The organism is Glaciimonas sp. GG7, from assembly GCF_052976905.1.
Genome location: NZ_JBRIIQ010000003.1, coordinates 38381 through 53725 on the forward strand (window position 1 = coordinate 38381; position 15345 = coordinate 53725).

Below are 15345 nucleotides of genomic sequence, written 5' to 3' on the forward strand. Positions count from 1 at the left end.
CGCCTAGCCGTTAGGGTACTGTCTTCGTCAGTCTGCCTTGCTGGAACGATTTTGCGCAGGTCATACTTAATCTGGAAATTAAGACAACTTCAGGTAGTTTTCTCGAGCCGCAACACCAAATTTCCGTTGCTTTGCCAATGTTCACGTTCCGGAGAGCTATGCGCTTCGGTCATCAGATCGGTCGGATTTTTTTTGTATTGGGCTAAAAATAGCCTTTCGGCCAGGCGCAAATCAAGTTCGACCGGCCCCAAAAACGTCACAATCTTGCCGCGCTGAATGAGTAGGGTAGGAAAATTGTCGACATCCAGGTCATCCATCAGATCCGCCTGGTCCTCAATGTCGATCCAGACAAAGCGGGCTTCAGGGTGACGTTCAGCCAAGGCCTTAAAATTGGCTTGGTACTCGCGGCAACTTCCACACCAGGCGGCACACAGGCAGGCGACCACCCAGCTGTCCTCGGCCAGAATCTGGGCGAGTTGTGAGTGATTTTCGTTATTAATGATCAGAACGGGCATGCGCGCATTTTACCGTGACTAGACTTTGCCGGGGGCGGGCAGGGCGTTTACTAAGGGGCATATTTTTCGGTTGCAAAAATAGCTGCTTAACCAGGCGTTAACTCTGTATTTGACACTGCGCTTGTGAGGGCGGGCGCGGTAAAATAGCACCTATGCCGATTATCCTTGCCATTGAAACTTCTACCGAACTTGCCTCCGCTGCGCTACTGCGCGACGGTCAGGTCATTAGCCGCGAATCTGCTGGTGTTCAAACCCATTCTCACACTATCTTGCCGATGATACAAAGTCTGCTGGCAGAGGCCGGTATCGGCTTAGCGCAGTGCGATGCGCTGGCGTTTGGCGTCGGGCCCGGTTCGTTTACCGGCGTGCGCACCGCTTGCGGCATTGTCCAGGGGCTGGCGTTCGGTGCGGACTTGCCGGTCTTGCCGATCATCACGTTGGCGGCGATGGCGCATGCTTGTCATGAAGCCGAAGGGGCCGTGGATGTGCTAAGTGTGTTGGACGCGCGCATGGGTGAGGTGTATTGGGCACAATACCGTTACGTCGATGCGACATGGCAAGTGGTGGTTGGTCCAACGCTTTCTGCGCCAGCGCTGGTGTTGCCGACCGGCAGCGTAATTGCCTGCGGGAATGGTTTATCGGCTTATGCAGAATTATTTTCTGAGGCGAGCTTTGCCAAGGATGCTAAGCCAGCTCTCATGCCGCATGCGCGTCAGATTGCGCAACTGGGTCTGACCGCGTTTGAGCAAGGTTCAGGCTTGCCTGCGATTGAAGCGCAACCCCTCTATCTTCGTAATAAAGTCGCTTTTACTACGGCGGAACGCGCTGCTAAGGCGTCAGCATGACGGACCATTCTAGCCAGCATGAAGTAAGCAGAGTGGCATTGCCGCTATCTTTTGCCCCGATGTCGATAGCCGATCTGGAGGAGGTTGTTGAGATTGAAAAACGGGTATATTCGCATCCGTGGACTTACGGCAATTTTGTCGACTCAATCACTAGTGGATATCAATGCTGGACATTGCGCGATGCCGCTCACCGATTGGTCGGCTATTTTTTTCTGATGTCAGTGGTTGATGAAGCGCATTTGTTGAATATTAGCGTGCATGGCGATCTGCATGGATGCGGTATCGGCAAGCAGTTGCTCGACAAGGTTGTCCTGCAGGCGCACGATCAGGCGATGACGTCGGTGTTGCTGGAAGTGCGACCATCCAATCCGCGTGCGATCATGATTTATCAGCGTTATGGCTTTGTTCAGATTGGTATCAGACCGTCGTATTACCCGGCTGTGGGTGAAGGTCGTGAAGACGCCATTGTCATGAGATTGTCGCTATGAATATATCCACACGGCGCACGGCTTTTCTCGATGAGTGTGGCGTTGGTCCGCTCTGGGTGCGGCGGCAAGTGGCGACGCATCAACCAACAATGTCCCTGGAGTTAATCGAAGGTTCATTGGCGGTTGATCCTGTGCTGTCCACAATTGCGCTCGCAGTTCCTGCGATGTCTGCGCCAATACCAGCAATAATTTACGTTCCTGCAGTCGGGGAGGTAACGTATGCTTGGGAAGATACCGCATCGACACTGCCAGCTTCAACCCCCGCTGCTATCGTGCAGACTGACACTGCATCGATGGACTGGCGACAGCTCAAGGCGGCAGTCGCTGCTTGTACTCAGTGCGGTTTGTGCCACGGTCGCACGCATACCGTTTTTGGTGTCGGTGATGAACGGGCCAAATGGTTATTCATTGGTGAAGGGCCGGGTCTGGCAGAGGATCAACAGGGTGAGCCATTTGTCGGGCCGGCAGGCAAGCTGCTAGACAACATGTTGGCGGCCATGGGGGTAAAGCGCGGCGAGAGTGCGTACATTACCAATATCGTCAAATGTCGTTCGACCGATGATGACGGGAATGATCGTTCGCCATCGGCAGAAGAGATCGCTGCGTGTCTGCCTTATTTACAGCGCCAAATTGCATTAATTGCGCCAACCGTATTGGTCGCATTGGGTAAGACGGCAGCATTGTCGCTATTGGCCCTTGATCCGACAACTGCAGTGTCAACTTTACGAGGAACGGTGCATCGTTATGCCGGATTGCCGCTGGTGGTGACCTACCATCCGGCATATTTGCTACGTAAGCCATCAGAAAAAGCCAAGGTATGGGATGACTTATGCCTGGCGATGCGCTGCTATGCATCTGCCGTCGCATAATCCGTCTGCGCTTTTTTCTCAAGTATCGTCAAATCAGTTTGACGTCTTTCAGACGCAATTTCATCAACGCTGGAACCATCTCAATGATCCGCACGTAAGAGCGTTGGCGTGGCTGCTGGATGCGCCCGGCTTGTTGGATGTACACGCACCACAATGGCAGGGAAAGATCGCCCATATCCTTGATCCTCAGAGTATCGCCATCTGGCTCCAGATACTTGATAGCCAACCTGAAAAACGTTTAGCTTTACACGCCTTTATCGGTACGCTGTCATCAACCCGTCTGGGGTTGTACGCCGAAAAGCTGATGGCTTTTTATTTTCAGCAACATCAGATGTTGGTCGCGCACGGTTTGCAGGTCAGAACCGACAAAGGGGAGACTATTGGCGAGTTTGACTTCCTGTTACGGCAACCCGGCGGACTGGCGCATTGGGAGTTCGCGACCAAATTTTATTTACTCAAAAGACATGGTCCCGATCTTGTCGCCGATGATTTTGTTGGCCCCAATTTATCGGATTCGCTAGGTCAAAAACTGGATAAAACGTTTCATCATCAATTGCTATTATCGCAACATTCAGCAGCGCAAAACTATTTGAGTAAGCCAGTAGTCTCTGCGCAAGCGTTGATAAAAGGCTGGTTGTTCTATCAGGATCAGGAATTTTCTGTGCCTTGCTCGCTCGGCGTATCGGATCGACATTGCCGCGGTTATTGGTGTGCATTGTCGTCGCTGGTGACTGACAAGACTGCGCACTATCTGATACTACCCAGACTGCGCTGGTTAGCCCCGGCAAAGGCGCTGCCAGAAGATACTTTGAATGCCGCTGAGCTGCGTCAGACTTTGGCTGCGCATTTTAATCATGATCGTTCGCCGGTGATGTTGGCGACATTGCGCTCAGTTGATGGCGAGGTGCTGGAGGCTAAGAGGGGTATTGTCGTGCCAGACGATTGGGCGATGCGAGCCGCTATGACAGGCAGGCATCAGGCGTTTCTGATTTAATCTGACCTAATGCTTCTGTTCGCCAATTAATGCCAGCGAATCATGCTCGCGTTGGTTCGCGGCATGTTTGCGCATCACTATAAACATGGTTCCGGCAACGAACAGGCCAAACATGATAATGACAAGATTCACATTGATATCCATTTTTACCAAGAACGCATAGAGCACCAGCATGGTCAGAACGGATAAATTTTCATTGTAATTTTGTACCGCGATCGAGTGACCGGCACTCATCAGAACGTGACCGCGATGCTGTAGCAGGGCGTTCATGGGGACCACGAAATAACCAGCAAGCGCGCCAATCAATACCAGCAACGGATAGGCAACCCAGACAGAATGCACCAGCGTCATCGACATGACAACCAATCCCATCACGATTCCCATCGGCATCACCGATAGCGATTTCTTTAATGGCACGATGCGGGCCGCTGTAATCGAGCCGATAGCCACGCCAACTGCGACCACTCCTTGCAAAATGGCGGCCTTGTCGAGTGGCATATGGAGCGATTTTTCGGCCCATTTCAGCACGATAAACTGCAGCGTTGCGCCAGCCCCCCAAAACAGCGTCGTGACCGACAGAGAAATTTGCCCCAGTTTGTCTTTCCATAAAATACGATTACATTTCGCAAAGTCGGCGACTAGTTTGATTGGGTTGCGTTCTTGATGGCGATAACGCACGCAGGTATCGGGAATTTTTAAATTGAATATCGTGGCGACGATATACAGTATCGCGATCACGCTCAGGGCTGCCTGAGTTGGCGTACCCGGACTCCAGTTCAATACCGGTATATGCAGCGTCAAGAGAGTGGCCGAGACATGCGGATTGACGAGCGTGCCTCCCAGCACTGTGCCTAGAATAATGGAGGACACCGTCAATCCTTCGATCCAGCCATTTGCGGCGACGAGTTTTTCAGGAGGAAGTAGCTCGGTCAGGATGCCGTATTTTGCCGGTGAATATGCTGCAGCACCGAAGCCCACTATCGCGTAAGAAAGCAGCGGATGAACGTTGTAAAACATCATCGCGCAACCGAATATCTTGATTAAATTGGTGACAAACATGACGCGCCCTTTGGGAAGCGAATCTGCAAACGCACCGACAAAAGGTGCTAACAGCACGTAAGAGAGGACAAAAAACAGTTTTAGTAACGGCGTCATCCAGGTCGGTGACGACATCTCGATGAGTAATGCAATCGCTGCTATGAGCAAGGCGTTATCAGCCAGAGACGAGAAAAACTGCGCCGCCATGATAGTGTAAAAACCGCGATTCATTCGCATCTCAAAAGGCCACTCTATGGGTATCCGGCCTGCTTTATACCATGAAAATTTGACTGATCCCAAGTTTATGGCGCTCTGGTATTTCAAATTGTTCCGAGTAAGGCCCATTACGCTGTGTTGGTTGATGGGCCCGCTGTCGTTTGACCATATTGGATAAGGATTCGGCACTTCGCTCGACCTTCGTATCCGGTAAAATAGCCAATCACTTTAACTATCTGCGATAACGATTTTTATGCCAAGGCCCATCGTCGCCAGTATTGACATTTCCGCCCTTCAACACAATCTGCGCATCGCTCGCGTACACGCGCCGAACGCAAAAGTATGGGCAGTTGTAAAAGCTAACGCCTACGGGCACGGTCTGGAACGCGGACTGCGTGGCTTTGCCGAGGCTGATGGTTTAGCGTTGGTCGAGCCGGATTATGCTGTGCGACTGCGAGAACTTGGCTGGCAAAAACCGATTTTGTTGCTGGAAGGCGCGTTTGGCGTGGCTGATCTTGATGCCATCTTCACGGCGCAGCTTGAGACGACGGTGCATTGCATTGAGCAGCTCGATGCGCTGGCAGATTTTTTGCCGATGCAAACACGGCCTTTTAAGCTCAATGTGCATCTCAAAATGAATAGCGGCATGAACCGTCTGGGATTTCTTCCCGAGGCATTTCGTGCTGCTTATGCGCGCCTGCGCGCTCTGCCGGAGATCGGCAATATTACGTTAATGACGCACCTCGCCAATGCCGACGATGCGCAAAATCCGGGCCTGCCGTTACAACAGCAAATGGTTCGTTTTGAGCGCGGCGTGGCAGGACTTTCCGGTGAACATAGTATCGCCAACTCCGCCGCCGACCTACTGCACCCGGAATTACGCTCCGATTGGGTACGACCCGGCATTATGCTCTACGGTGCATCGCCGGGTGGCGGCGGTGCTGAGTCCTTGGGTTTGCGTCCGGCGATGACATTGACCAGCCAAATTATCGGCATGCAAACTATTGCCGCTGGCGAAGCGGTAGGCTACGGCAGTCGTTTTGTCGCAGCTGAACCGATGATTATCGGCGTCGTTGCCTGCGGTTATGCCGACGGTTACCCACGTCACGCGCCGACTGGTACGCCGGTAATCGTCGATGGTGTGCGCACCGGGACAGTCGGGCGCGTCTCGATGGACATGTTTTCGGTTGATTTAACGCAGGTTCCTGGTGCTCATGTCGGTAGTGATGTTTTGTTGTGGGGAAATGGTTTGTCTGTGGACGAAGTCGCGCATGCTGCTGGGACGATCGGGTACGAGTTGCTCTGTGCGGTTGCGCCTCGTGTGCGGTTTGTTGAGATCGCTTCCTGATGTGTTTTACACATTTGTCGATATAACTTTTTGATGGAAATGATCTGATCCTGATGGCCAAAGTAAAAACCAACTACACCTGTACTGAATGCGGCGGGATTGCCAACAAATGGACGGGGCAATGTCCATCTTGCAGCCAATGGAACACGCTGGTGGAGACCATCATCGAAGCCGCCAGCGTCAATCGCTTCTCAAATCAACATCAGGGATTGGCACAGACCGCACCGGTAGTGAGGTTAGAGGATATCGATGCGACGGATGTCCCGCGTTTTGGTACCGGTATCGAAGAGTTCGATCGCGTACTCGGCGGTGGCCTGGTATCGGGCGGCGTGGTGCTGATCGGTGGCGATCCTGGGATAGGCAAATCAACCTTGCTGTTACAGGCGTTGGCGAATCTGTCTCACGTCAAAAAAGTTTTATACGTCAGCGGTGAAGAGTCCGGCGCGCAAATTGCCATGCGCGGTAAACGCTTAGCCATCGATGCCAAAGATCTCAAACTACAAGCAGAAATCCAGCTAGAAAAAATCCTCAATACATTAGTTGAGCATAAGCCAGAAGTCGTCGTCATCGATTCGATTCAAACCGTGTATTCGGACGCGCTATCTTCGGCTCCCGGCTCTGTTGCACAAGTGCGTGAGTGCGCCGCGCAATTGACACGGGTTGCTAAACAATCCGGCATCACCATGATTCTGGTCGGCCACGTCACCAAAGAAGGTGCACTGGCCGGGCCGCGGGTGTTGGAGCACATCGTCGACACGGTGTTGTACTTCGAAGGCGATACCCATTCCAGCTTCCGCCTCGTGCGTGCCGTCAAAAATCGTTTTGGCGCGGTCAATGAATTGGGCGTGTTCGCCATGACAGAAAAAGGCCTGAAAGGGGTATCCAATCCATCGGCCTTGTTTCTATCCCAGCATGATGTCGCCGTCGCCGGTTCTTGCGTCATGGTCACGCAAGAAGGCACGCGCCCGTTGCTGGTCGAAATTCAGGCTTTAGTCGATGCGTCACACGCGCCCAATGCGCGGCGGCTGTCGGTCGGTCTGGATCAAAACCGGCTGGCGATGTTGCTGGCGGTGTTGCATCGGCATGCCGGGATTGCTGCATTTGATCAAGACGTTTTTATCAACGCTGTCGGCGGTGTAAAGATCACCGAACCAGCAGCCGATCTTGCGGTCTTGTTGGCGATCAATTCCTCGATGCGCAACAAACCCTTGCCGCGTGGCCTCGTCGTGTTTGGCGAAGTTGGACTCGCCGGAGAAATTCGTCCCGCACCGCGTGGGCAGGAGCGCTTGCGCGAAGCTGCAAAATTAGGATTCTCGATTGCCGTGATTCCCAAATCAAACGTGCCGAAACAAAAAATTGAAGGGTTAACCGTGATCGGTGTAGAGCGCATCGACGACGCGTTAAACAAAATACGTGACGCTGGTGAATAAGCAGGGTCCCCGGGTAAAACACATTATCGTGCGATAGTCAGCAATCAACACCAAAGGAAAAAACATGAAAACCAAAGCAGCCGTGGCATGGAAAGCCGGACAACCATTAACCATCGAAGAAGTCGAGCTGGGCGGTCCGCGTGAAGGCGAAGTCTTGGTTGAAATCAAGGCCACCGGTATTTGCCATACCGATTACTACACCTTGTCGGGCGCGGACCCTGAGGGAATATTTCCTGCGATTCTGGGCCATGAAGGCGCTGGCATAGTGGTCGATGTCGGTCCCGGCGTGAAAAGTCTGAAAAAAGACGATCACGTCATTCCGCTCTACACGCCAGAGTGCCGCCAATGCAAATTCTGCTTGTCGCAAAAAACCAATCTATGCCAATCGATTCGCTCGACGCAAGGTCGTGGCTTGATGCCGGATGCGACTAGCCGCTTCTCGATAGCTGGCAAGCCAATTTTTCATTACATGGGCACGTCAACCTTCTCGAACTACATCGTGGTGCCAGAAATTGCCTTGGCCAAAATTCGTGAAGATGCCCCGTTCGACAAAGTTTGCTATATCGGTTGCGGTGTGACCACCGGCGTGGGCGCGGTATTGTTCACCGCCAAAGTTGAAGCAGGCGCAAACGTCGTCGTGTTCGGTCTGGGTGGGATTGGCCTCAATGTGATTCAGGCGGCGCGTATGGTTGGCGCAGATAAAATCATCGGCGTCGATCTGAACCCGGCGCGTGAAGCGATGGCGCGACAATTCGGTATGACGCACTTCATTAATCCAAGCAAAGTTGACAACGTGGTGGACGCGATCATCGGTCTGACCGACGGCGGTGCGGATTACAGTTTTGAATGCATCGGCAACGTCAATACCATGCGTCAGGCGTTGGAATGCTGTCACAAAGGCTGGGGCCAGTCGATCGTGATCGGTGTTGCAGCGGCGGGGCAGGAAATCAGCACGCGTCCATTTCAACTCGTCACTGGTCGGGTCTGGAGGGGCTCTGCGTTTGGTGGTGCGCGTGGCCGTACCGATGTACCGAAGATTGTTGACTGGTATATGGAAGGCAAGCTCAATATTGACGATTTGATCACGCACAAATTACCGCTGGAGCGCATTAATGAAGGCTTTGATCTGATGAAGAGCGGTGAATCGATACGCGCCGTGGTGGAGTTTTAACGCCATGACCATCGAGCGCATCAGCGAACAAGTTTGCTTCGGCGGCACGCAGGGGTTGTATCGGCATGCCTCAAAAGAGATCGGTTTGCCGATGCAGTTCTCGGTATTTCAACCGCCGCAGGCAAAAACAGGACCGGTGCCAGTGCTGTTTTTTCTGGCCGGTCTGACCTGCACGGAAGAAACTTTCATGATCAAAGCCGGTGCGCAGCGCTATGCAGCCGAACACGGGATCATGCTGGTCACACCCGACACCAGCCCGCGCAATACCGGGATCGATGGCGCAGCCGACAGCTGGGATTTCGGCAACGGTGCGGGTTTTTATCTGGACGCCACACAAGCGCCGTGGTCTGCACATTTTCGGATGGATTCCTACATCGTGCATGAGCTGCGCGAGACGATTGTGGCTGAGTTTCCTGCCGACCCTGATCGCCTTGGCATCTTCGGTCATTCGATGGGCGGCCATGGTGCATTAACGCTGGCGTTGCGCAATCCAGCTATTTACCGCTCCGTATCCGCCTTTGCGCCTATCGCCGCCCCAAGTCAGTGTCCGTGGGGGCAAAAAGCGTTTGGGCATTATTTGGGATCGGATCAGTCCGCCTGGCATCAGTACGATGCAACGGCATTGATGCAGCAATCGCAGACGCCATTCCCGCACGGTATCCTGATCGATCAAGGCTTGAGTGATCAATTCCTTGCTGCGCAATTATTTCCGGAAAAATTCGAAGCCGCCTGTCTGCAAGCGCAGCAACCGCTGACGCTACGCCGTCATGCCGGTTATGACCACGGGTATTATTTTATTGCGACGTTTATGGCCGATCATCTGGCGTTTCATAGTCGGATTTTGCGGACTTAATACTTATTGGCCTGCGATCCCCTAAGTCCGACAGACTGCCAGGCCCGAAGCGGTCGTATTTAAAAAGCCACAGCTTCCCACCCTATTTCAACCGTTTTGCTCACAATGGCATTGTTCGACGGATAATGCGAGCCCAAGTGCAGCTGTGGGCTGACGCTACACGCGTCAACACTAGTTGTGGCAAAGAAATTCACCCGGAGTGTAGGCGTTCACGCAACATCAATATGACAACAATAAAAAATTCCCTTAGGCCCAACTCGATTAATCGTACGTTCCCATTGACAAAAAAACTGCTCACCATCCTGATTGCCGCAACAGCCACTAGTAGCGTTGGTATCAGCTATGCCGAAAACGTCATAACACCATCAGCAGATCAGAGCGCTCCTGTGGAATTGCCGCTAGTGACGGTCAACGCGGATGGCGAGGCGCAAAACAGCTATCTGGCTAAATCGGCATCTGTTGGCACCTTTGGCCGCACGCCCTTACGCGATACTCCGTCATCAATCTCCGTGATTACGCGCAGTCAAATGGACGATCAGCAATCGCGTTTGTTGAGTGATGTGGTGCGTAATGATGCGGCGGTGGCGAACAATTACACGCCTTTGGGCTATTACGAAAATTTCAGTATTCGGGGATTTTCGCTGGACTTGGCGTCGAGCTATCAACTGGATGGAATGACGATTTCGGGCGAGCAAAATGTCGCGCTGGAGAATAAAGAACGCGTCGAGGTATTGGCGGGATTAGCCGGTTTGCAGGGCGGTATGGCAGCGCCCGGCGGACTGATCAATTATGTCAGCAAGCGTCCTGCCGACGTGCGCTCGATCACGCTGGGAACCGACTCGCGCGGGTCGCGCTATCTGGCGGCCGATGTCGGGACGTTGTTTGGTGAGCAAAAGCAGTTTGGCTTGCGTGTGAATGCCGCGCACGAGGGGATGAATACCTACGTCGATGGCGTTGATGGCAATCGTAATTTTGTCTCGCTGGCGGCTGACTGGGTTATTTCGCCATCGGCTACGCTACAAATGAATATTGAAAATCAGCATAGTCAACAGCTTTCGGTGCCGGGTTATCAGCTACTGGGCGGCACGGTAATTCCGAGTAATGTTTCGCCGTCGCGATTGCTGGGTGGTCAGCCGTGGAGTAAGCCGGTGACGATGGACTCGGTGAATGCGAATGTGCGGCTGGATGTGGATATCAATTCGGACTGGCATGCTTCGTTGGCTGCTAGTCGGAGTCGGGTTGTGATTGATGATAATTCGACGTTTCCGTATGGTTGTTTCTATGTAAGTACCTGCAGCACGCCACCGCAATACTTCAGCGCAAATGGCGATTTCGATATTTACGATTATCGGTTCCCGAACGACACACGGCGTAACGATCAAGTCCAGGCAGTGTTGCAGGGGAAAATAAACCTCGGCGCAATACGCCACGATCTCACGCTTGGGGTCAGTAGTTTACGGCGTACCGTGAGTTTGAGCGATGGCGTCAATGATTATGTCGGTAGCGACAATATTTATAACCCGACACCACTGGTCTTTGATCCTTCTGCCAATACACCGAGTGCGTCAACCCGACGCCTCGATAGTCGCCAGCAGGGTTTGTTCGCGCTGGATCGGGTGCAACTTAGCGAGCGCTGGCAGGTGCAAGTCGGTGCGCGTCAGGTCTGGTTGCGTGAGAACGCGTTTGATGACACAGGGGCGACTACGCGCACGACGGATAAATCGATGCTGTTGCCCCAGTTGGCCTTGATCTACAAACCGCAAGCGGCGATGACGCTCTACACCAGCTACAGCAAAGGGCTGACGATGGGTGGGCAAGCGCCTTTTTGGGTGACGAATTCTTCTGAGTTTTTGGCGCCGACCGTATCGCGTCAGATTGAGGCGGGGATCAAGTTTGATGTGAGCGAGCGTTTGTTGCTCAGTGCTGCGCTATTTCAGATGACTAAGCCGTATGAATATCCAAAGCCTAATGGTGACGATACTCTGACCTACGTGCAGCAAGGCACGCAGACGAATAAAGGGATCGAGCTGAGCGCCGCCGGGCAAGTGAGCAAACGCTTGCGGTTGACCGCCAGCCTGGCTGCAACCCAAGCGCTGGCCAGCGATACCGGGACCCCGGCCTACGACGGCCATCAAGCGATTAATGTGCCGCGTTTGCGTGGTAGTGTGTATGCCGACTACGCGTGGCCGGCAATTACTGGCCTGAATTTGCTGGGCGGTATGGACTATAGCGCGCGCAAGGCGGCTACCCGTGCTGGCGATGTCGATGTGCCTGCGGTGTTTGTATTTAATGCCGGAACGCGTTACGCCACCATGCTGTCGGGACATAAAGCCGTGCTGCGCTTGAGTATCGACAACTTGCTCAACAAGCAGTATTGGAAAGACGTTGGCGAGTACTTGGGGGACGGTTATCTGCATCTTGGTGCGCCGCGTACTGCACGGCTGTCGGTGCAATATGACTTTTAAATAATGTGGAAATAATTTTGGATAACCTAACGCATGGACTCGGCACAGATACGGTAGCGCCAAGCTGGCCGTTACTGACGCACGATGAAGTGCGGGGTTTGCTACAACGTTACCCGCAGGTCGGTGAAGTTAAGCGGTTAACCTGGCATAGCCCACGGCCATTTTCTAGCGCCTGCTTAGTGGAGACTGCCTCTGGCTTGTTGTTTGTTAAGCGCTTGTTAAAGGCCATCCGTAGCGTCGAGGGCCTGCTGGAAGAACATCGTTTCATGGCGCATCTGGCACAACGTTTGCCAGTCGATGGGCCAGCCGTCAGCGTGGTGTTGGCTGATCAGGACGGCGCGACAGCGATTGCGCAGGGCGACTGTACTTATGAAGTGCATCAGCTGGGGGCGGGCGTTGATCTGTATCGTGATGCGTTTTCGTGGACGCCATTTTTAAAAACCGGGCACGCGTTTGCCGCTGGTCGGGCCTTGGCGCAATTGCATCAAGCTGCCGCTACTTATGTCGCTCCGGCACGCTCCGCAACGTTGCTGGTGTCGGGGTTTTCGGTCTTCAATCATGATGATCCGATGACGCAGATCCAGCATTACATCGACGCCCGTCCGGGTTTGGCTGGCTATATGGCGCAACGTCCCTGGAGAGTGGATGTGACGCGGGTGTTGCTGCCGTTTCATGCAACGTTGCAGCCGCTGTTGAAAAATCTTGTGCCGCTATGGACGCATAACGATAGTCATGCGTCCAATTTTTTATGGTGCGAAGGCAATGATCATGACGCGCAAGTAGCGACGATCTTGGATTTTGGTCTGTGCGATAAAACCTGTGCGGTCTACGATTTGGCGATTGCTATCGTGACCAATATTATTGCGTGGCTGAAGTTGCCGGAGCATGGTTCGGATTCTGCAAACGGGGATCGTCTGATCCATTTCGAACAGCTTGATGCTTTGCTCGATGGGTACGAGGCGATAGCGCCTTTGTCGGCATGCGATGCGTCGGCATTGCTCGCCATGTTGCCGTTGGCACACGTCGAGTTTGCGCTCTCAGAGCTGGCTTATTTTTATGGTGTGCAAGTATCGGCGGAGAACGCTGCCGTGGCTTACGATACATATTTATTGGGCCATGCGCAGTGGTTTAATAGCGCCGCCGGGTGCGGGTTGCTGGCCTATATTGCGCGTCGTTACTATCTTGTCTGATGTTTAGCTCTGAAGGAAATCCATGTCCGCTTTGGAAATAATTGCCGTCATCGTCAGCGCGTTAGCCGTCTGGCTGACTGCGCGTCGCAACTTGTGGTGCTGGCCGATCGGGCTGGTGTCGGTGTTGCTGTATGCACGCATTTTCTTGGACGCTAAACTATATTCCGATTTGCTGCTGCAATTGATCTTTGCCGTCATGCAATTGTATGGCTGGTGGAGTTGGACGCGTGGGGCGCAAAGCCAATCTGATCGCCATATTTTGCCGCAACGTTTGTCGCTGACTGGTTGGTGTATCGGGCTGTCGATCGGAGTGGTGGGGAGCATCTTGTTAGGCTATGTCATGGCCCGCTACACGGATGCACATATCCCTTGGCTGGATTCTGCGCTGACCAGTTTTAGTCTGGTTGCGCAGTTTTGGATGGCGCGTAAATACATCGCTAACTGGTGGCTATGGATCGCGGTCAATATCATTTATATCGGCGTCTATATTTACAAGGATTTGCAGTTAACCGCCGGTTTATATGCGCTGTTTATTGTGCTTGCCATCGTTGGTCTGCGTAACTGGCGGCGTGAGTTGCTTCAACATGAGCAGTCAACACCGGTCGGCGCTGTTGCCGTGTGATATTGGCCTTGTACCATGTCTGAATCGCCACTCCAGAATCGCTACGTTGCGCATCTTGATATGGATGCCTTCTACGCATCGGTAGAGCTATTGCGCTACCCGGATTTGCATGGCCGTGCCGTCGCAATCGGTGGCGGATCGGACCATCAACCTGATGTTTTGGCCGATGGCAGCCGCCGCTATGCCACGCTGCGCGAGTACGTCGGCCGTGGCGTGATTACGACCTCGACGTATGCCGCACGCGCTTTAGGTGTTTTTTCGGGAATGGGGATTATGAAGGCGGCAAAGCTTGCGCCGGATGCGATTCTGTTGCCTACCGATTTTGAGGCTTATCGGCATTATTCGCGGCTATTTAAGGCTGCTGTAGCGAGCGTTTCGCCCCATATCGAGGATAGGGGGATCGATGAAATTTATATCGAACTTAGCCAAGAGTTTGCCGATAGGGAAGAACTTTCTTCCTTTGCACTACGGATTAAAAAAGCGGTTAACGATGCCACCGGGTTGTCTTGCTCCATTGGCGTTGCGTCCAACAAACTGCTTGCTAAAATTTGTTCTGACCTTGAGAAGCCGAACGGCTTAACCATTCTGTCGCCAGCCGATCTGGTCTCTCGGATCTGGCCTTTGTCGGTGAGTAAGATTAATGGCATCGGTCCGAAGGCGGCTGAAAAATTAGCATTGTTAAACATTCGCACCATCGCAGAATTGGCCGAGACCGACCCGGGCATTCTTCAGGATAATTTTGGCCGCAGCTACGGCGCATGGTTGTATAACGCCTCGCACGGCATCGATGAGCGGCCGGTGGTGACGTACTCTGAACCGAAGTCGCTCAGTCGGGAAACGACATTTGAGCGCGATCTGCACGCGATGCTGGATCGACCGATTCTCTCCGCCATATTTACCAAATTGTGTGAGCGCTTAGCTGGAGACCTTCAGCGTAAGGGATACATCGGGCGCACCGTTGGCATCAAATTGCGCTTTACCGACTTCAGTACGGTCACGCGTGACGTGACATTGCCTGCGTCGATAGATGATGCGGATGCCATCCGGCGCGCGGCTGGCGAATGTTTGCGACGTATCTCATTACATCAAAGACTGCGATTGCTGGGTGTGCGGGTGAGTGCATTGTCGAAGAAAGGCGTGGCAACAGAAAGTCAATTAAGCCAGCCGGGCCAATTATTGTCGCAAGGGGATTTGTTTGGTAGTGGGGTAGATTCCGTTGAGTAGTCGTCAATACTTAGTGTTGTCAAGTCATCGAGCCGACATAAAACTGTCATTTTCTTGAAGTAATCGCTCGTTAGTCT

14 protein-coding genes are annotated in these 15345 nt (G+C 53.1%); 12 read left to right on the forward strand and 2 right to left on the reverse strand.

All coding sequences use genetic code 11. The features are described 5' to 3' along the window. Positions 1-89: 89 nt before the first annotated feature. Positions 90-515: a thioredoxin family protein gene (locus ACVBEF_RS01905; RefSeq protein ID WP_447122249.1), complete on the reverse strand. Its 426-nt coding sequence runs from the start codon at positions 513-515 to the stop codon at positions 90-92. A gap of 152 nt (positions 516-667) precedes the next feature. Between ACVBEF_RS01905 and tsaB the strand changes: the two genes are divergently transcribed. From tsaB to ACVBEF_RS01925, 4 genes are read left to right on the forward strand one after another with little or no spacing between them, the layout of a single operon-like run. Continuing rightward, complete coding sequence (tsaB, locus tag ACVBEF_RS01910) at positions 668-1360, forward strand: tRNA (adenosine(37)-N6)-threonylcarbamoyltransferase complex dimerization subunit type 1 TsaB (RefSeq protein WP_447122250.1); 693 nt, start codon at positions 668-670, stop codon at positions 1358-1360. After that, entirely contained in the window at positions 1357-1848 is a 492-nt protein-coding gene (rimI, locus tag ACVBEF_RS01915) for a ribosomal protein S18-alanine N-acetyltransferase (protein ID WP_447122251.1), read from the forward strand. Before tsaB ends, rimI begins: the two co-directional genes overlap by 4 nt. Continuing rightward, positions 1845-2717, forward strand: a complete 873-nt coding sequence (locus tag ACVBEF_RS01920; RefSeq protein ID WP_447122252.1) for a uracil-DNA glycosylase — start codon at positions 1845-1847, stop codon at positions 2715-2717. The genes rimI and ACVBEF_RS01920 overlap by 4 nt, the downstream gene beginning before the upstream one ends. Beyond that, complete coding sequence (locus ACVBEF_RS01925; RefSeq protein ID WP_447122253.1) at positions 2698-3711, forward strand: DUF1853 family protein; 1014 nt, start codon at positions 2698-2700, stop codon at positions 3709-3711. The genes ACVBEF_RS01920 and ACVBEF_RS01925 overlap by 20 nt, the downstream gene beginning before the upstream one ends. 6 nt (positions 3712-3717) lie before the next feature. On the opposite strand, the gene lplT is transcribed toward ACVBEF_RS01925, so the two are convergent. Further along, positions 3718-4980 (reverse strand): lysophospholipid transporter LplT, encoded by a 1263-nt coding sequence (gene lplT / locus ACVBEF_RS01930; RefSeq protein WP_447122254.1) that lies wholly within the window; start codon positions 4978-4980, stop codon positions 3718-3720. Between the two features lie 238 nt (positions 4981-5218). On the opposite strand from lplT, the gene alr reads away from it, so the two are divergent. The 8 genes from alr (at position 5219) to dinB (ending at position 15268) form a co-directional block, all read left to right on the forward strand. Continuing rightward, positions 5219-6313 carry an alanine racemase gene (gene alr / locus ACVBEF_RS01935; protein WP_447122255.1) on the forward strand — a complete coding sequence of 365 codons (1095 nt, stop codon included), beginning with the start codon at positions 5219-5221 and terminating at the stop codon, positions 6311-6313. Between the two features lie 53 nt (positions 6314-6366). After that, positions 6367-7743 carry a DNA repair protein RadA gene (gene radA / locus ACVBEF_RS01940; RefSeq protein WP_447122256.1) on the forward strand — a complete coding sequence of 459 codons (1377 nt, stop codon included), beginning with the start codon at positions 6367-6369 and terminating at the stop codon, positions 7741-7743. 64 nt (positions 7744-7807) lie between these two features. Beyond that, positions 7808-8914, forward strand: coding sequence for an S-(hydroxymethyl)glutathione dehydrogenase/class III alcohol dehydrogenase (locus tag ACVBEF_RS01945; RefSeq protein WP_447122257.1), 1107 nt, complete (start codon positions 7808-7810; stop codon positions 8912-8914). A 4-nt stretch (positions 8915-8918) separates the two neighbouring features. After that, on the forward strand, positions 8919-9767 hold the full coding sequence (gene fghA, locus ACVBEF_RS01950; protein WP_447122258.1) for an S-formylglutathione hydrolase: 849 nt from the start codon (positions 8919-8921) through the stop codon (positions 9765-9767). Between the two features lie 224 nt (positions 9768-9991). After that, positions 9992-12232, forward strand: a complete 2241-nt coding sequence (locus ACVBEF_RS01955; RefSeq protein WP_447122259.1) for a TonB-dependent siderophore receptor — start codon at positions 9992-9994, stop codon at positions 12230-12232. Positions 12233-12249: 17 nt separating this feature from the next. Then, positions 12250-13422, forward strand: a complete 1173-nt coding sequence (locus ACVBEF_RS01960) for a phosphotransferase enzyme family protein (protein WP_447122260.1) — start codon at positions 12250-12252, stop codon at positions 13420-13422. 22 nt (positions 13423-13444) lie between these two features. Then, the gene (gene pnuC, locus ACVBEF_RS01965; RefSeq protein ID WP_447122261.1) at positions 13445-14044 is read left to right on the forward strand and encodes a nicotinamide riboside transporter PnuC; all 600 of its coding nucleotides are present in this window, start codon (positions 13445-13447) and stop codon (positions 14042-14044) included. A gap of 15 nt (positions 14045-14059) precedes the next feature. Next, positions 14060-15268: a DNA polymerase IV gene (gene dinB, locus ACVBEF_RS01970; RefSeq protein ID WP_447122262.1), complete on the forward strand. Its 1209-nt coding sequence runs from the start codon at positions 14060-14062 to the stop codon at positions 15266-15268. Positions 15269-15345: the final 77 nt, after the last annotated feature.